The sequence below is a fragment of the Furfurilactobacillus milii genome, assembly GCF_021654115.1.
Classification (GTDB): Bacteria; Bacillota; Bacilli; order Lactobacillales; family Lactobacillaceae; genus Furfurilactobacillus; species Furfurilactobacillus milii.
The window spans coordinates 1-16,263 of record NZ_JAIWJF010000015.1; the positions used below are offsets into that span (position 1 = coordinate 1).

Annotated in this window: 20 protein-coding genes; 18 read left to right on the forward strand and 2 right to left on the reverse strand. The window is 42.0% G+C overall.

Going from position 1 to position 16,263, the window contains the following annotated elements:
- Positions 1-139 precede the first annotated feature (139 nt).
- A complete protein-coding gene (locus tag LDK34_RS12165; RefSeq protein ID WP_178942249.1) occupies positions 140-589 on the reverse strand; it encodes a hypothetical protein in 450 nt (149 codons plus the stop codon).
- Positions 590-725: 136 nt separating this feature from the next.
- On the opposite strand from LDK34_RS12165, the gene LDK34_RS12170 reads away from it, so the two are divergent.
- The 15 genes from LDK34_RS12170 (at position 726) to LDK34_RS12240 (ending at position 13,493) form a co-directional block, all read left to right on the forward strand.
- Positions 726-1,808: a S66 family peptidase gene (locus LDK34_RS12170; protein WP_236941891.1), complete on the forward strand. Its 1,083-nt coding sequence runs from the start codon at positions 726-728 to the stop codon at positions 1,806-1,808.
- A gap of 130 nt (positions 1,809-1,938) precedes the next feature.
- Positions 1,939-2,682: a YebC/PmpR family DNA-binding transcriptional regulator gene (locus LDK34_RS12175; protein ID WP_161000889.1), complete on the forward strand. Its 744-nt coding sequence runs from the start codon at positions 1,939-1,941 to the stop codon at positions 2,680-2,682.
- Positions 2,683-2,821: 139 nt separating this feature from the next.
- On the forward strand, positions 2,822-3,820 hold the full coding sequence (gene comGA / locus LDK34_RS12180) for a competence type IV pilus ATPase ComGA (protein WP_178942251.1): 999 nt from the start codon (positions 2,822-2,824) through the stop codon (positions 3,818-3,820).
- Positions 3,747-4,826, forward strand: a complete 1,080-nt coding sequence (locus LDK34_RS12185; RefSeq protein WP_236941892.1) for a type II secretion system F family protein — start codon at positions 3,747-3,749, stop codon at positions 4,824-4,826. Before comGA ends, LDK34_RS12185 begins: the two co-directional genes overlap by 74 nt.
- On the forward strand, positions 4,826-5,173 hold the full coding sequence (gene comGC / locus LDK34_RS12190; RefSeq protein ID WP_186337556.1) for a competence type IV pilus major pilin ComGC: 348 nt from the start codon (positions 4,826-4,828) through the stop codon (positions 5,171-5,173). Before LDK34_RS12185 ends, comGC begins: the two co-directional genes overlap by 1 nt.
- On the forward strand, positions 5,160-5,588 hold the full coding sequence (locus LDK34_RS12195) for a pilus assembly FimT family protein (protein ID WP_178942253.1): 429 nt from the start codon (positions 5,160-5,162) through the stop codon (positions 5,586-5,588). The genes comGC and LDK34_RS12195 overlap by 14 nt, the downstream gene beginning before the upstream one ends.
- The gene (locus LDK34_RS12200; RefSeq protein ID WP_178942254.1) at positions 5,569-5,811 is read left to right on the forward strand and encodes a hypothetical protein; all 243 of its coding nucleotides are present in this window, start codon (positions 5,569-5,571) and stop codon (positions 5,809-5,811) included. The genes LDK34_RS12195 and LDK34_RS12200 overlap by 20 nt, the downstream gene beginning before the upstream one ends.
- Complete coding sequence (locus tag LDK34_RS12205) at positions 5,771-6,223, forward strand: competence type IV pilus minor pilin ComGF (protein WP_178942255.1); 453 nt, start codon at positions 5,771-5,773, stop codon at positions 6,221-6,223. Before LDK34_RS12200 ends, LDK34_RS12205 begins: the two co-directional genes overlap by 41 nt.
- 405 nt (positions 6,224-6,628) lie before the next feature.
- Positions 6,629-7,639: a class I SAM-dependent methyltransferase gene (locus LDK34_RS12210; RefSeq protein ID WP_178943448.1), complete on the forward strand. Its 1,011-nt coding sequence runs from the start codon at positions 6,629-6,631 to the stop codon at positions 7,637-7,639.
- 46 nt (positions 7,640-7,685) lie between these two features.
- Positions 7,686-8,870: an acetate/propionate family kinase gene (locus tag LDK34_RS12215; RefSeq protein WP_161000896.1), complete on the forward strand. Its 1,185-nt coding sequence runs from the start codon at positions 7,686-7,688 to the stop codon at positions 8,868-8,870.
- A 229-nt stretch (positions 8,871-9,099) separates the two neighbouring features.
- Positions 9,100-10,491, forward strand: a complete 1,392-nt coding sequence (locus tag LDK34_RS12220; protein ID WP_178942257.1) for an amino acid permease — start codon at positions 9,100-9,102, stop codon at positions 10,489-10,491.
- A 169-nt stretch (positions 10,492-10,660) separates the two neighbouring features.
- Positions 10,661-11,272, forward strand: coding sequence for a metallophosphoesterase (locus tag LDK34_RS12225; protein ID WP_178942258.1), 612 nt, complete (start codon positions 10,661-10,663; stop codon positions 11,270-11,272).
- Positions 11,273-11,322: 50 nt separating this feature from the next.
- Positions 11,323-12,045: a YutD family protein gene (locus LDK34_RS12230; RefSeq protein ID WP_178942259.1), complete on the forward strand. Its 723-nt coding sequence runs from the start codon at positions 11,323-11,325 to the stop codon at positions 12,043-12,045.
- A gap of 12 nt (positions 12,046-12,057) precedes the next feature.
- Positions 12,058-12,846, forward strand: coding sequence for a TIGR01457 family HAD-type hydrolase (locus LDK34_RS12235; protein WP_178942260.1), 789 nt, complete (start codon positions 12,058-12,060; stop codon positions 12,844-12,846).
- Positions 12,843-13,493, forward strand: coding sequence for a TIGR01906 family membrane protein (locus tag LDK34_RS12240; RefSeq protein WP_178942261.1), 651 nt, complete (start codon positions 12,843-12,845; stop codon positions 13,491-13,493). Before LDK34_RS12235 ends, LDK34_RS12240 begins: the two co-directional genes overlap by 4 nt.
- A gap of 66 nt (positions 13,494-13,559) precedes the next feature.
- On the opposite strand, the gene LDK34_RS12245 is transcribed toward LDK34_RS12240, so the two are convergent.
- Positions 13,560-14,201: a VTT domain-containing protein gene (locus LDK34_RS12245; RefSeq protein ID WP_161004329.1), complete on the reverse strand. Its 642-nt coding sequence runs from the start codon at positions 14,199-14,201 to the stop codon at positions 13,560-13,562.
- A gap of 358 nt (positions 14,202-14,559) precedes the next feature.
- On the opposite strand from LDK34_RS12245, the gene LDK34_RS12250 reads away from it, so the two are divergent.
- From LDK34_RS12250 to LDK34_RS12260, 3 genes are read left to right on the forward strand one after another with little or no spacing between them, the layout of a single operon-like run.
- Positions 14,560-15,144: a peptidylprolyl isomerase gene (locus LDK34_RS12250; protein WP_236941893.1), complete on the forward strand. Its 585-nt coding sequence runs from the start codon at positions 14,560-14,562 to the stop codon at positions 15,142-15,144.
- A gap of 23 nt (positions 15,145-15,167) precedes the next feature.
- Positions 15,168-15,548, forward strand: coding sequence for a CvfD/Ygs/GSP13 family RNA-binding post-transcriptional regulator (locus tag LDK34_RS12255; protein ID WP_178942263.1), 381 nt, complete (start codon positions 15,168-15,170; stop codon positions 15,546-15,548).
- 33 nt (positions 15,549-15,581) lie between these two features.
- A complete protein-coding gene (locus LDK34_RS12260) occupies positions 15,582-15,947 on the forward strand; it encodes a hypothetical protein (protein WP_161000903.1) in 366 nt (121 codons plus the stop codon).
- The last annotated feature ends 316 nt before the right edge of the window (positions 15,948-16,263 follow it).

Consider the following 16,263-nt stretch of genomic DNA (forward strand, 5'->3'; position numbering starts at 1 on the left):
TAGAGAAGTGCTGCTTTTACCGGTCAGGTACTCAGTGACCACCTTTGTACGAAACTCGAAAGTGAATTTAGACATAGTAAAACCCCCAAGGTTGAATTTGTTGTCCAACCTTGGGGGTTCACTTCAACGAGCTCTATTTTTATTTTTTAGGCGATCGATTTCGTTTAATTGTGAAGTCAAAGGTAGCCAGTTGGGACATTTGATCAGCCAGTGATTGTTGAATTGCTTTAGCCATGTCATCAGTCTGCTCACTGAGAAATTGGTTAATCGCCTGCTCGTAATGATTATGAACTGCTTCATTGCGAGCGTGCCAGTTAATTTTCTCAAAGGCAGGTAAAACTTGCTGATTGATTGGTAATATACCCAAGGCAAGCCAAACGGCTAGAATAGGGTAACCTGCGTAACCTTGCCAATATGTGGCATTGTCGTTACTACTGAACGTTTGTGCGGCATCACTGCTAATAACCGTGTAATACTGAGCGGTATCACTAGATGTTATTTGCCAGTGGGTTTCATCAAGTTGCTGGACACGTTGATCTGCAATGGCCGAATAGGCTTCATATAATTTCGCAATTGGTGGTTGTTTCATAATGAACTTCCCTTCTTTCATTACATTGTACGTCAGTTGTATATACTATGTGGCTTATGAAAACTTGTGAAACTCATGTGAATTGACTCAGCAAAGGTTCATAATGATGCTATTCTAAAACAAGGTGGTGGGCCAAATGATTAAGCCAGCTCAATTAAAACGTGGTGATCACATCGCTATCGTCAGTTTGTCCGGTGGCGGACTCGGCGAGGCGGCTTTCCATCATGAATTAGTCTTAGGAGAATGCAGATTGCGGGAATTTGGTCTAGAACCCGTGTACATGGGGCATACGTTAAAGGGGACTCAGTTTCTTCGTAACCATCCTGAGGAACGGGCGGCAGATCTTAAGCAGGCTTTTTTTGATGACTCAATTCAGGGAATTATGTCTGCCATTGGCGGGGACGACACGTATCGATTATTACCTTTCCTCTGTGAAGATGAAGTGTTTATTCGGCAAGTGAGGACACATCCCAAAGTCTTTTTAGGATTTTCCGATACGACAATCAATCATTTAATGTTTTATAAAATGGGATTAGCAACATTTTATGGACCGAGTTTTCTGGCGGATTTTGCCGAATTAGGTCCGGAAATGTTGCCGTATACCAAACGTGAATTTGAACATGTTTTTAAAAATCCTATCATTTCGAAGGTAAATAGCAGTGACCGCTGGTATGACAGTCGTCGGGATTTTTCAGCTGACTCAGTTGGCATTTCGTTGACAGCACATGTAGAAAAACGCGGTTACATGGTCCTTAGGGGACACGGCGTCATTCGGGGCAAACTGTTGGGTGGCTGTTTGGATAGCTTTTATGATTTATTGACTGAAACGCGGTATGTCGGTGAGTCATCAGTGGCTGCAAAATATCAAATTATCCCGCAGGCTACTGATTGGCAGAACAAAATTTTATTTATCGAGACAAGTGAGGAGAAGCCCAAGCCGTCCCTTTATGAAAAGATGCTTTTGAAGCTTGACCAAGTTGGTATTTTAAAGGCAGTAAAGGGAATTTTGGTTGGTAAGCCACAAGACGAGACGTATTTTGAAGATTATCAAAAACTAATTCTTGCCGCTACTGCTGAGTATCGAACACCCATTTTGTTCAATATGAACTTTGGTCACGCCTATCCACGTACAGTGTTGCCATATGGGGCCTTAGCTAGTATTGACTTAGATGCCGCTACGGTGACCATTGAGGAACCGTATTTCAGCAAACAAAAATAAGCATCAGCACGAGACCGTAGTTCGTTTGTGATTATCTGGTTAAAAGATTGAACCGACCGCGGCCCAGTGGTATAGTGTATAAGGTTATTTTTGCTCAAAAATCATACTAACTATCAAAGGAGTGCTGAACATGTCAGGACATTCAAAATGGCATAATATTCAGGGCCGTAAAAACGCCCAGGATTCCAAGCGTGGAAAAATTTTCCAAAAAATATCACGTGACTTATACCAAGCCGCAAAAACTGGTGGTGCCGACCCTGACGGAAACGCACAACTACGGTTAGTCATGGAAAAAGCCCGTGCTGCTAACATGCCTAAAGACGTTGTTAAACGTGCTTTGGACAAAGCGACTGGTGCTGGTGGTCAAAAGTTTGAAGAAATCACTTACGAAGGTTACGGCCCTGGTGGTACTGCCATCATGGTTGCTGCCTTGACAGATAATAAAAACCGAACTGCTTCGGCAATTCGTTCTGCCTTCACTCATCATGGTGGTGCATTAGGGGCCTCAGGTTCTGTGGCATTCATGTTTAACCGCCGTGGGTACATTGTGATCCTACGTGATGGTTTGGATGCTGATGAGGATACCATGTTAATGGACGCACTGGATGCCGGTGCTGACGACATGAATACAACTGATGATGCATTTGAAATTTACACGGATCCAACACAATTGGCTGCAGTTCGTGATGCCTTACAAGAAAAGGGATTTGATTTGGATACTGCCGAAATTACAATGATTCCGGAAAATGTAACCAAGGTTCCAAGTGACAAGGCTAAACAATACGTCAATTTGATTGATGAGTTGAGCGACAATGACGACGTTTCAGATGTCTATGAAGCGGCTGAAGTTGCGGACGAGGATCTCGCTGAATAGGCGTTTTTAAAACTTGAATTAAATAGTGCAAGCTAAGACATGATTCTTTTTGAATCATGTCTTTTTTTGTCTTTTTTGGACACCGGCAAACAACAGGGTCACTTTTTGCGTATGTAAAGGGTATGAAAGGAGTGATGAGATGCAACAAGCAGAAAAATTAACGCATACGTTGACTCAGGCAATTGCCAAACATGCAAGTGATGTGTATTTTTTTCCAAAGTTTCAAGGTTACGAGATTGTCTGCCATACGGTCACCGGAATTGAAAAAATGGGAGAGTTGAGTTGTGAGCAAGCAGAACAACTTATTGCTTACGTTAAGTATGAGGCAAATATGTCAATTAGTGAACGCAGGCGCCCACAACTGGGAGCACTACATGTTCGAGTTGATAAGGTACAAGTGCACCTGAGACTTTCGACGGTCGGGGATTTTCAAGACCGTGAGTCGATGGTGATCCGAATTATTTATGCTTTGGCGGAGGTGAGTCACGCGGTTCGGCAAAATAAACAGTGGCCAGCAATTCGTGGACTCACAAATTCGGCCGGACTAGTTGTCCTTAGTGGTCCGATGGGCTCTGGAAAAACAACCACAATTTATCAATTAGCGCATGAACGGCAAACGGACTCAGTGGTGCTGTCTATTGAAGACCCGGTAGAAATCGAAGAGCCCGATTTTTTGCAATTACAAGTGAACGAACTTGCTGGCATGACCTATGATGCACTTTTGAAGTTAGCGCTACGACATCGACCAGATGTTTTTATTATTGGTGAAATTCGGGACGAGCAAACGGCACGGGTGGCAATCAAGGCAGCTTTGAGTGGTCATTTAGTGTTATCGACAGTTCATGCTCAAAGTGCGCTTGGTGTCGTTGGTCGGTTGACGCAGTTGGGCATTGCCAAAAACGACTTAGAACAGGCAATTGCAGGAGTATGTTATCAACGATTGTTACCGGGGCGGCAACAGCCAGTGACTATATACGACTGGTTAACACGTGAGGAATTATTTAGTGAAGCCAGCCCATTTTTCAATGACCAACAAAAGAAAACACAAATGACAAGGAGGTGGCATGATGCGCTCAGAGAAGCAGTTGACGACGGTTTGGTGGCCCCTGAGGTGGCTCAAAGTTATCAGGCTGACTAGTTGGCGTAATCGTGAGGCATTACGTAAACTGTCAGGACCACAGACCGCACAATTATTCAGTCTAATGGCTGACGTATTGACCGCAGGATTTTCATTGCGTGAAGGGTTAAATTTTGCACGAGTGATGCTGCCCAAAATGCATCAAACAATCGCAGACATTCAGAATCGATTGGCCCAGGGGATTCAGTTTGCAGAGGCAATGCGTCCGTTTGTTTCTGTAGACTGCTTTTATCAAATAAAAATTGCTGAAGAAAATGGCGAATTGATTTCAGTTTTGACGAACCTGGGTAATTTTTTGGCTGTTAAGGTTCGCCAACAACAAAAGATTCGTGCAGTATTGCGGTATCCACTGTGCATTCTGATTTGTTTGGGCCTGTTAATTGTGGCCGTCAAACAGTTATTGCTACCAGAATTATCTGGTCTGGGTGCAAAACAGTTATTGATTCCTAGCATCGGCTGGCCGCTAAAAGTGTGTTTAATAGTTTTTATCACTGGCATCATCATTGTGGGATGGCGTTTTTGGCATCTGCCGAGGTTACGCCAATTACAAGTGTCATGTAAATTACCCATCGTGGGACCACTTTTGAAAATGTATTGGCATTACTATTTATCACTTAATTTGAGTCTGCTATTAAATAGTGGCATGCAGTCGCATGATGTTATGAAATTATTGCAAACGTATGAAGCAAAGTCGTTATTACGCCAGTTGGCTGATCAATTAAATGATCATTTGCTGGAAGGTGCTAAATTGGCCACTTTTATCGATCGTTACCGTTTTATACCGGCAACGTTTAAAGTCTTTTTCAACAAAGGTTTGAGTAGTCGTGAAATTGCTAAAGATCTCAAAGTAGATGCTCAACTAACTTACCACCGTTTATTTAACCGGATAGAGGGCTTGATTGGGCTGATTCAGCCATTACTATTTGGTGTCATCGGGTTAGGCATCGTCGGTGTCTATCTCAGTATTCTGTTGCCGCTTTACCACACAATAGGAGGATTATCATAATGATAAAAAAATTGAAAAGCTATGCTCAAAAAATGCGGGTTAAACAACGGCAGGCCTTTACGTTAATTGAAATGGCCATTGTGCTATTTATTATTTCACTCTTGATTCTGATCATCGTGCCAAACTTAACGGCATCTCGTCGCAATGCTACTAAAACCCATGGAGAGGCCATGACACAGGTAGTTCAAACACAAGTAGATCTTTATCAAAATGATAATGGTGATAAGGACGTGACCTTTGATGAACTTCAGACGGGAAATTATCTCACGGGTAAGCAAGTTTCGAAGGCCAAGGATGAGGGCATTGAAATCCACAATAATGTGGCAGCTGTGGATGTTAAAAAATAGGTCGGCATTTACATTGGTTGAAAGTTTGTTAGTCCTTGCAGTTACGACAGCAATTCTAGGAATTGGTGTGCAAACGTTTAAAGTAACTCGTGAGCGCCAGGCCGAAGCTCAGTTTTTCGAAACACTAGTGAGTCTATTTGAACGGGCCAAAATGCATACGATGTTGGGCCGCCTAGTTACAGAAATTAACATCGATGATCGAAAAGTTGTTTACAAGGAAACTTATCATCAACCACAAACAATTAAAATGCCGTCAACCTTATCTGTGACAAAGACATCACCTAAAATCTTGATCATTAAGGATGAGATGATTGCGCCAAGAAGAATTGTGTTAACGTCCTCACTTGGTGAAGAGTACGCGATTAAGCCACAACTGGGATGGGGGATTATTCACATTGAAAAGCTCAAACGTTAGTCAACGAGCTGGCTTTGTTATGGTCGAGGCAATGTTGGCTTTGGCGCTAGCGCTCAGTGCTTGTACGCTAGTAATGGGGGTCACACAACAAATGAACACTCGACTGACTTTCGAACGACAGCGTACAAAAAAGGCACGTTTACGCTACGAAAAAACAAGTCGACAGTTAGGTGAGGTTATGAATGGTAAGCGTGAGGTCAAGGCCAGCGTTCACAATAGTTGAAACGTTGTGGGGGCTAACAATCGGTGTGCTGGTATTATTTACCGTGGCATTAACGTTGCAACAATTGCGGTATAATGCCTCGAATGAGTATCAAAGCATTCACCAGTTGGATAACACCGTTATGCATTTAGGAAATCCAGAAGAAAAATTTCGGTTTGAAAGTCAACAGGACAATGAGGTTAGGATGATTGGGCAAACGCATAAGGGGGTTGTTCAGCATTATCGCTTAGTTGCTAAGCGAAACAGCCTTATTATGACAACAACTAAGGGTGGTTATATGCCACTAGTAGAAAACATATCAGACACTTCGATGATGTATGCGAATGGTTGTTTGACCATCTCGTTTAAAACACGTCATCATCGTCAAGTAAGCAGAACAACGTTCCTTCCGGAGGTTAGTCTTGAAAGTTAGCGGTGATACAAAATTACGAACAGCGTTTGTTATGCCAACTGCCATTTTTTTAATGACTATGACGCTGACCATTTTGCTCATTCAGTTAATGACGTATGAGTCGACTATTTATGCCCAAAGAAATGAACGAAAATATTGGCAGATTCAAACAATCGTGAACGAAGTCAGTCTGATGCAGGCAAGGCATTCCCAGCAAATCAGCTTTTCTTTTCCTGAAGGGAAAGCCACGTTAAAAAATTCACAAATAAAAATAATTTTAACGAGTGGAGAAACCGCGTCCTATCAAGTTTGGGAGCGGAAACATAACTTGAAATAACTTGCATAAATCGGTATCCTTAACAAGGACATCGATTTTTGTTTTTGATGTAATTAAAAAAAGAGAAATTTTTAAAGAGGTGAGTAACGCTGTCACAAGAACAGGCACAAACACTTTATCAAACACTTGATCAGGCGATTGAGATTTTACAGACACAGCTGGAAACGAGTTATTTAGACGCCTTTATTGAAGTGGGTGACGATCTTATTGACGGCGGTCAGGTCAGAGTTGAGAATGGTCGGCCTGATACGGAAGCGGTCGAAAAGTTAACAGCTTTGTATCGTCAGATTAAGTTAAATCAACTAGATGAAGAAACCATCCGATGTGGTCTCCAATTAGTCCTGTTGAAGGATGTCGAGACCGATGCAATTGATGCTAATCATCAGCTAACACCGGATACCATTGGTTTTTTGGTTGCATATTTAGCCAGTCGCGTTATTCACCGCGACCAGTTAAATCTGTTGGATCTTACAGTGGGTACAGGCAATTTACTGACGACGGTTATTAATCAACTAGCTGAGTCAAACTCGGTAAAAATCAACAGTTTTGGTGTTGATAACGATGATTCCATGCTCGCGGCGGCCAATGTTGTCGGCACCTTGCAGAAACACGATATTCAATTGTTTCATCAGGATGCGTTAGATCCATTAGTGATGCCTAAGGCAGACCTAGTGGTGAGTGACTTACCGGTGGGGTATTACCCATTGGATGAACACGCCAAACAGTTTAAAACGGCAGCCCAATCAGGACATTCGTATGTGCATCATTTACTTCTTGAACAAGCTGTTAATCAGTTGACACCCGGCGGCTGGGGAATTTTCCTTGTTCCTAGCGAACTATTCACATCTGTTGAGGCGAAGGGACTGGTTGAGTGGATTCAAACGGAGGCGCACCTTCAGGGACTGCTCAACTTGCCGACAGAATTATTTATTAATAAAGCGGCTCGCAAGGCTATTTTGATGCTTCAGAAAAAGGGCGGCAATGCAAAGCAAGCCGGTCAGGTTCTATTGGGTGAATTTCCATCATTTAAGGATTCAAACGCTGTCCGCCAGTTCACCAATCAAATTGATAACTGGGTTGCAGCAAATATTCAAAAATAGTTTCGTTTCATAAATTTGATAAGTAACTAAAAGGAGAATCGCGCACATGGCAAAAACAATCGCAGTTAACGCAGGTAGTTCAACTTTAAAGTTCCAACTTTTCGACATGCCTTCGGAAGAGGTTATTGCAAAGGGGCTAGTGGACCGAATCGGTTTAGCAGAAGGCTCATTTACAATTGACTATGGTGATGGTCAACACTTTAAAATTGAACAACCCTTTAAAGATCACAAGGTCGCCATTAACGTTTTGTTGAAAGAACTTATTGATCTGAAAGTTATCGGCAGTTTTGATGAAATTACTGGTGTTGGACACCGTGTCGTTGCTGGTGGTGAATTCTTCAAGGACTCAGTTGTGATTGATGATGATGTCTTAGCGAAGATTGATGAGTTAGCTGAATATGCACCATTGCATAATCCTGCCAATGCAACAGGCATCCGTGCTTTCCGTGAAGTTTTGCCAAATGCAACTGCAGTCGCCGTTTTTGATACGTCATTCCACAGCACAATGCCCGAAGAAAACTACTTGTATTCAATCCCTTACGAATATTACGAGAAGTTTGGTGCCCGTCGCTATGGCGCACACGGTACAAGCCATCGCTATGTTTCAGCTCGGGCTGCTGAAATTCTGGGTAAGCCACTGTCAGACTTAAAAGTCATTACGTTGCATTTAGGGGCAGGTGCCTCAATTGACGCGATTAAAAATGGTGAATCGATTGATACATCCATGGGCTTTACACCACTAGCAGGAATTACAATGGCAACCCGTTCAGGGGATGTGGATCCGTCGCTGGTTACGTTCCTTCAACAAAAGTTGGGAATTACAAACCCTGAAGCGATGATTGACATTTTGAATAAGAAGTCTGGTTTGCTTGGTATTTCTGGTACGTCTGGTGATATGCGTGATCTACAAACAAGTGATGATCACCGGGCTCAACTGGCAATCAAGATTTTTGTTAACCGCATTGTGAAGTATGTCGGCTCATACATTGCTGAAATGGGCGGTGTTGACGCGCTGGTATTTACTGCTGGAATCGGTGAAAATGCGAAGGCCATTCGTGCTGCAGTGGTTAATGCGTTTAATTACGCTGGCATCAAGATCGATGATGAACGTAATGACATTCATGGCAAAGAAGCGATTATTTCGACAGATGATTCAACGGCAAAGGTCTTATTGATTCCAACTGATGAGGAGTTAATGATTGCGCGTGACGTTGAGAGATTGAAGAAATAATTAAGCGTGATTAGTACGATTAACGGATATTGTTAAGATAAAGAGAGTTAGCTGGCGTTTTTTCACTGTCGGTTAACTCTTTTTTTATTGTCTGAAATGTTTAGATGAATTATTTTCACCTTTCCCGTGAAATCGTTTCGTTTGTTCATTATGAAAAACGCTCGTATAATATAATTTATGAATTAGCGAGTGCTAATTTTAAACGGACATACGGAAAGTAGAGGATTCGATGGCAGAAAATCAAACGGATCAGCAAGAATTATCACGATCGTTAAAAAGTCGGCACGTACAACTTATCGCGTTAGGTGGAACAATTGGGACCGGGCTGTTTTTGGGGGCTGGACAATCCATTCATCTGGCGGGGCCAGCCATTATTTTAGTGTATATGTTGACTGGATTGATGTGTTTTTGGCTGATGCGTGCTTTAGGTGAGTTGCTCATGTCGGATTTGTCGCAACACTCATTTATCGACTTTATTGACCGCTATATAGGTAAACGCACTGGCTTTGTGGTTGGCTGGACCTACTGGGTATCATGGATCACAATTGCCATGGCAGAAATCACGGCTGCTGGATTGTACTTTCAGTTTTGGTTTCCAAAAGTGCCGCAGTGGCTACCAGGTTTTGTGATTTTAATTGTGCTGCTGTGTTTAAACTTAATCACTGTAGAGGCGTTTGGTGAGGCCGAATTTTGGTTTGCCATTATTAAAATTGTGGCGATTATTGCGCTGATTGTTGGCGGGCTGGCAATGATCTTTCTTTCGATTAAAACGCCCGTTGGGCACGCTTCCTTTGGTAATTTATTTCGTGATGGTGGCTTTTTCGCCAAGGGTGCAAAGGGCTTTGTTCTCTCGTTTCAAATGGTTGTGTTTGCGTTTGTCGGAATTGAAATGGTGGGGATGACTGCGTCTGAAACGGCCGATCCACATGAAGTTATTCCTAAGGCAATCAATGAAATTCCCATGCGGGTTATCCTGTTTTATGTGGGTTCATTGTTGGTTATCATGAGCATTTATCCGTGGTCTTACGTGTCACCATCTAGCAGCCCATTCGTTCAAGTCTTTCAAAATGTTGGAATTAAGGCAGCTGCTGGTATTATTAATTTCGTGGTGCTGACTGCGGCCGCTTCAGCATGTAATAGTTCTTTGTTTACAACTGGTCGGATGCTTTACTCATTGACGTACGGTGGTAAATCACGTTTTTCCAAACGGATGAGTAAGTTGTCTTCACATCAGGTGCCAGCTAATGCATTACGTTTCTCAACTTTGATTATTGCCATCGCGGTAGTATTGAATTTCTTGTTTCCTGCTGGTGTATTTACTTTTATTTCCAGTGTTGCCACAACGTGTTTTATTCTCATTTGGGGGTTGATCATCGTTGCGCACTTGAGATATCGGCAATCAATGAAGGCACAACATCTTCCATTGGCTGATTTCAAAATGCCGTTTGCGCCATTAACCGATTACCTGGTATTGATCTTTCTTGGTTTCGTAGCAGTTGTGATGTTATTTAAGACGGAAACATTGATTGCACTTATTGGCGCTGTCGCTTGGTTTATCTTTTTGTTTGTAGCTAAGTCAATTAGCATGAAGGCTGAGTCCGAAATGGCACAACATGATTGATGATTAAATGAATTTTTAAAGCCATTACCTTGCCGTTTGAACGGACAGATAATGGCTTTTGTTTTGTCATTTGATAATGGAGCATTAAGCAGGGGCAGGCGGTCTCGACAAGGTGGTTCATGGTAACATGTGGTACAATAAATAGACGAAATTGACGGGAGGTTTGCAGATGCGGTATTTTACGTCGGACACACATTTTTATCATAAAGAGTTACTAGGGATGAACGACTTCGCTCCGCGACCTTTTTTGACCGTTGAAGACATGAACGAAACCATTATTAAAAATTGGAATTCTGTCGTTACAGACACGGATACGGTTTATCATTTAGGCGATATCGCGATGTACTTTACACGGCCAGCTGTCACGTCACACATTGCGGTGAATGACATTTTGCATCGGTTGAATGGTCACATTGTGTTGATTAAGGGTAATCATGATAACCGTGCGTTGTTCAAATATTTGGCAGCGCATAATGAAACCATGACGGATGGCAAACCTAAGTTTGAATTCCATGACGTTGGCGCGTATTTGAAATATGATCACCGACAGTATTATTTAACACACTACCCATTTTCCATGGGGATCGTTGGTAATATTATCAACTTGCATGGTCACATTCACCATTATGCTTTTCCTGCCAAGGAAAATATTAATGTTGGTGTTGATACGCCTGAAAAGAGCTATATTGATCATGAAATTCCATTTGGTCGACCATTTTCGTTTGCAGAAATCGAGCAAATGATTGAGGGCAAGGCGATTGATTATAAAAAGCGTCATTAATTGATTGTAAAATATGATATGTAATTATTGTTGTAACAAAGGTTAGGAAGGTGATCGTTATCGATCGTGAACACATCCAAGAGCTTGCTCAGGAAGCTCAAGAAAAGCGAGCTGCGATGTTTACCATTGTTCGTGAAAACGAGCAACAATTTTTTATTAACGGGCATCCATACGAATTAGTGACTAATTTTCACGATGCGTTTGATGTGCATAAATTTGCTGAGCGATATAGTACTGTTTTGAGTAAGTACGATTTCTTGGTCGGGGATTGGGGATTTGATCAACTTCGGTTAAAAGGCTTTTATGCTGCTAAAAAACGCAATGTACCCGTGAGTCAAACGATAACGGCACTGCAAGATTATCTATATGAGTATTGTAATTTTGGTTGTGCCTATTTTGTGCTTCATAATTTAGACGTTGAAATTGAGCAACAAGATCGACCACAAAAGGAAGAACATCAACGTTCCCATCGTTCAAGACGGCGTCGAAGCAATGGTGGTCAGGAAACTAAAACGGCCCAAACAGCGCGGAAAAATGATGGCTCGACTAGTCAGCGTAATCAAAAGCAAAACGGACAACAGCGTCACCAGTTTGAAACGCATCATAAAAAAGAAACAGCTTACACGAAGGAACGTACGGTTAGTAAAACAACGCGGCCCACTGGTCATAGTGGACAACAAGTTCAGTCTACGCAAAACAAACGACCTTCGCGGCGTCATTTTACAATTAGACAAAAATCGCATTCGCAGACTCAGAATAACGATAAACAGTGAGGATCTTGAAGGATGAAGCGTTATTCAGGTTATTTTATTGATTTAGACGGCACCATCTACCAGGGAACCAAGGAAATTAAAACGGCTCAAACGTTTATGCAACGGCTGATTGATAGTGAGATTCCCTATTTGTTTGTAACAAACAATTCTACGCGCAGTCCTGAAGATGTTGCGGAAAATCTGCGCGAACATCACCATATCGCCACGACGGCAGCACATGTGTACACGACTGCTTTGGCTACAGCGGACTATTTGCGTCGTTTAGCGGCGGATAAACCATTAACTGCCTATGTTATTGGGGAACGTGGACTTCAGGACGCATTGCGTAACGTTGGCTTTGCACTTGTTGCTGATGCGTCGTTTGCACCAACGTTTGCGGTTGTAGGACTTGATCGTGAGGTTACCTATGAAAAATTCGTACAGGCGGTGTTGGCTATTCAACATGGCTCACAGTTTGTAGGGACTAATTTGGACACTAATATTCCAAACCAGCGGGGGATGTTGCCAGGTGCTGGAGCGGTTGTCGATTTTGTCCGTTACGCAACAGGAAAGAAGCCAATCACCATCGGTAAACCTGCTAAAATCATCATGAATGAGGCACTCAACAGGATTCAATTGCCACGAGAAGATGTGCTGATGATTGGGGATAACTTGCATACAGATATTATGGCCGCAAAGAATGCCAACATGGACTCTCTACTGACACTGACAGGGCTAACTAAACAGGCGCCGGCGAATGATGCAGATATTGTTCCGACGTATGTGGTCTCAGATTTAACTAAATGGCGGTTAAACGGATGATTATTAAAAAAGTAAACCACTGGCTGCGCTATTTGTGCGGCTGGTTTTTTATCTTAACAAGTTCAATTTTTCTGACAGTTCACGCTGTCTGGTTGTATCGCATCATGTTATCAACCACAACAATTTTGCATGATGTGAATTTGAATCGGCAAACGATGCTGAAAAATTATTATCAGTTACTCCATTACTTAGATTTTCCGTGGGTGGATCGGTTGCACATGAGTAATTTTACTGATTCGGCGGGAGCACTCAAACATTTTGCGGACGTAAAGACATTATTGTTACTCAATAATGTCGTTCTGATTGTAACGGCGATAGTTACAGCATGGGGACTGTGGCGGATGTATCGGGAAAGCCGTTTATGGCAGTTGATTATTCCGATGCGGATTGCGTTGCCTGTTGTTCCCGTTGTTGCAGTGATCATGAGCTTAAATTTTGAAAGTTTTTTTATCACATTTCATAAACTGCTGTTTAGAAACGATGATTGGTTATTTGACCCCAATCAGGATGCGATTATTAATGCGTTGCCAGCCAGTTTCTTTCTCGCCTGTTTCGGATTGTTTTTTGTTCTAATTGAGACGTGGTTAATCGTTGGCATGCTAGTTGGTCAGCATAATTTAAGACACGGACTCGTTTTGAAACACTAAAAAGCACGTCATTTAGCACTGTGTGAAATCACAGTATGCTAAGCGACGTGCTTTTATTTGGTGAAATTATGAAGCCTTAACCTTCCCACGAATATAACCCACTACGGCAGGAATCAACGAGATGATGATGATGCCTAAGACAACTGCGGAGAAGTGTGCTTTGACAAACGGAATGTTACCAAAGAAATACCCCCCAGCGGAGCATAGGGTTACCCATGAAATACAGCCGATCAGTGAAAAACGGATAAAGCGGCGGTATGGCATATTACTACCACCGGCAACAAATGGGGCGAAGGTTCGGATGATTGGCATAAACCGTGCCAGAATGATAGCCATCGCACCATGAGCATTGAAGAACGTTTCTGAACGTTCGAGTGCATCTTTGCGGATCAGTTTGCCAAACAAAGAATGATTCGACAAGGCATGCCCAACGCGCTGACCGATGATAAAGTTAAGTGAATCACCGGAAATACAGGCGATTAGGAATAAAATGACAAAGGTCCAAATATTCAGGTGATATAAGCTGTTTGCAGCTAGAGCGCTAGCCGCAAAGACTAGTGAGTCACCAGGCAGAAACGGTAGAATAACCGCACCGGTTTCAATAAAGATAATGGCAAACAGAATGAGGTACGTCCAGTTACCGAAGTTATTGACGAGTGAAACAAGGTGGGCGTCAATATGTAAAACGAAATCAATTAGGGTCGACATAGGTAATCCTCTCTAATTTTCAAAAGTAAGTTTGTTAAGATGTCAAATGACAATGGGCTCACTATAGCAGAAATGAGTGGCAAACAAAATAGGCGATTAAGCGAATATATGGAAATTAACAAAAAGTTTCAAAATCACAATGGCGGACTTTCCTAATATAGTCATTGCAATCATAGTGGTGCTGGTTTCAATTACACATGATAAATAAATATAGAAGAAGTAAGAACAAAAACAGTCACCAACAATTGCATGTCAGCAGCCGGTTGTTTACAATGATAAAGATTTGACATTCTTCAATGAGAATGTGAACAGGGAAATGCATATAAAAATAAAACAAGCTGTAATGAGGAGAATAAAAATGTATCCACAGATTGAAATTGGTGAGGCTAAGGGCCCACAAGTAACGTTGCACACGACGATGGGTGATATTAAATTCCAATTGTTTGAGGACCAGGCACCGAAAACAGTGGCAAACTTTGTTGGTCTTGCTAAAAATGGCTATTATGATGGTGTAAGTTTCCACCGTGTCATTGCTGATTTTATGATTCAGGGTGGCGATCCCACAGGAACTGGTGCCGGTGGTGAAAGCATTTACGGGCAAACGTTTGAAGATGAGTTTTCAGATAAGCTATTTAACTTTAGAGGCGCATTATCAATGGCTAATGCAGGTCCAAATACCAATGGTAGCCAATTTTTCATCGTTCAAGCAAGTCGAGTTCCTGCGGATATGATCGGACAATTGAAGAGCATGGGATTACCCGACGAAGTTATTGCAAAGTATGAGCAGGGTGGCACACCATGGCTTGATGGACATCATACTGTTTTCGGGCAAGTTATAGAAGGCATGAACGTTGTGGATGAGATGGCTAAGGTTTCAACTAACTATGAGGATCGTCCTGATGCGCCAATTTTAATCAACAGTGTCTCCGTGAGCGAAGCGTAATTAATTGCGGGGAGGCGCGGTTTATGAAGTACCAGATTGGTCAAACAGTGACTGGTGTGGTAACTGGGATTCAGCCGTATGGGGCTTTTATTAGTTTAGATGAAACTCATCAAGGGCTCATTCATATTTCAGAGACACATTATGGATTTGTACGTGATATCCATGACTATCTAAAAGTGGGGCAGTCCGTAAAGGCTAAAATACTTGATATAGATGAGTACTCACAAAAGATCAGTCTGTCATTACGCTGTTTGGAAGAGGATCAAGAAGATGTACCAGTGGTCAACGCCCGTGATGTGCACAAGCGGTACTGGACAAATTATCATGTTCACACAGGTTTTCAACCAATTGCAGATGCAATGGATGGGTGGCTGGCGGAAGCCCGTCAACGGTTTTTGAAGTAATGCTAAGTTGTCAGAGGAGGATGAAAGAACTTTATGAAACAAGTTGCAGGGACTATTTTAACGATTAATGATGGCACCCCAAGCTTTTTAGTTACAAAGAATGAAGGTAATTACGGCTTTTTCTGCACTAAGGTTTTGGAAGACAAGACTGCGTTGGCAAGTATCCTTGAATGTTTGCACGATGCTTTAGAAGTAGATCTCGAACAATTAAGGTTAAGCGAATTAACAACTTGTGAGATAGCTGAGGCGAATGTGTCACTGTTTGTTTTTGATCATCTTCAGATTACTTCAGAGTTGAAGCAACGTGCGCTTGAGCAGGGCCTTGATTTTGTACAAGGAGATCAGCTACACACGCTATTTCATGACGTTAAGTTTGACTCCGCACCAGTATTTGATTGACCGTAATGAACTATTTTTCAATTTTTTTGAAATTTGACTTGACCCAGATTCATGTGATTGATATAGTATTACTTGCTGCTACGGAATGTTGATGCAGCAATCATCTGGACCGATTGTGAAACAAAAAAGTTCTTCAACTTTTAATTGACACAGTCAAGTTTGAATGATATTATCAAATAGTTGTCTTGAGGCAGCGATGTAGATCTTTGAAAACTGAACAACGTTTCGACGAATCAAATGTGTAGGGTCTTTGAACGAAAGTTCGAAGCAATTACAATTGTGAAGTCAATTCACTTTATAACCAAGTAACAACAAA

What these genes read in the sequence shown, in the direction of transcription:
- comGA (WP_178942251.1), top strand. Translation starts at nt 2,822, where the DNA reads ATGCAACAAGCAGAAAAATTAACGCATACGTTGACTCAGGCAATTGCC.
- LDK34_RS12220 (WP_178942257.1), top strand. Translation starts at nt 9,100, where the DNA reads ATGGCAGAAAATCAAACGGATCAGCAAGAATTATCACGATCGTTAAAA.
- LDK34_RS12245 (WP_161004329.1), bottom strand. Translation starts at nt 14,201, where the DNA reads ATGTCGACCCTAATTGATTTCGTTTTACATATTGACGCCCACCTTGTT.
- LDK34_RS12170 (WP_236941891.1), top strand. Translation starts at nt 726, where the DNA reads ATGATTAAGCCAGCTCAATTAAAACGTGGTGATCACATCGCTATCGTC.
- LDK34_RS12165 (WP_178942249.1), bottom strand. Translation starts at nt 589, where the DNA reads ATGAAACAACCACCAATTGCGAAATTATATGAAGCCTATTCGGCCATT.
- LDK34_RS12250 (WP_236941893.1), top strand. Translation starts at nt 14,560, where the DNA reads ATGTATCCACAGATTGAAATTGGTGAGGCTAAGGGCCCACAAGTAACG.
- LDK34_RS12225 (WP_178942258.1), top strand. Translation starts at nt 10,661, where the DNA reads ATGCGGTATTTTACGTCGGACACACATTTTTATCATAAAGAGTTACTA.
- LDK34_RS12175 (WP_161000889.1), top strand. Translation starts at nt 1,939, where the DNA reads ATGTCAGGACATTCAAAATGGCATAATATTCAGGGCCGTAAAAACGCC.
- LDK34_RS12255 (WP_178942263.1), top strand. Translation starts at nt 15,168, where the DNA reads ATGAAGTACCAGATTGGTCAAACAGTGACTGGTGTGGTAACTGGGATT.
- LDK34_RS12185 (WP_236941892.1), top strand. Translation starts at nt 3,747, where the DNA reads ATGATGCGCTCAGAGAAGCAGTTGACGACGGTTTGGTGGCCCCTGAGG.
- LDK34_RS12195 (WP_178942253.1), top strand. Translation starts at nt 5,160, where the DNA reads ATGTTAAAAAATAGGTCGGCATTTACATTGGTTGAAAGTTTGTTAGTC.
- LDK34_RS12235 (WP_178942260.1), top strand. Translation starts at nt 12,058, where the DNA reads ATGAAGCGTTATTCAGGTTATTTTATTGATTTAGACGGCACCATCTAC.
- LDK34_RS12215 (WP_161000896.1), top strand. Translation starts at nt 7,686, where the DNA reads ATGGCAAAAACAATCGCAGTTAACGCAGGTAGTTCAACTTTAAAGTTC.
- LDK34_RS12240 (WP_178942261.1), top strand. Translation starts at nt 12,843, where the DNA reads ATGATTATTAAAAAAGTAAACCACTGGCTGCGCTATTTGTGCGGCTGG.
- LDK34_RS12260 (WP_161000903.1), top strand. Translation starts at nt 15,582, where the DNA reads ATGAAACAAGTTGCAGGGACTATTTTAACGATTAATGATGGCACCCCA.
- comGC (WP_186337556.1), top strand. Translation starts at nt 4,826, where the DNA reads ATGATAAAAAAATTGAAAAGCTATGCTCAAAAAATGCGGGTTAAACAA.
- LDK34_RS12205 (WP_178942255.1), top strand. Translation starts at nt 5,771, where the DNA reads ATGGTAAGCGTGAGGTCAAGGCCAGCGTTCACAATAGTTGAAACGTTG.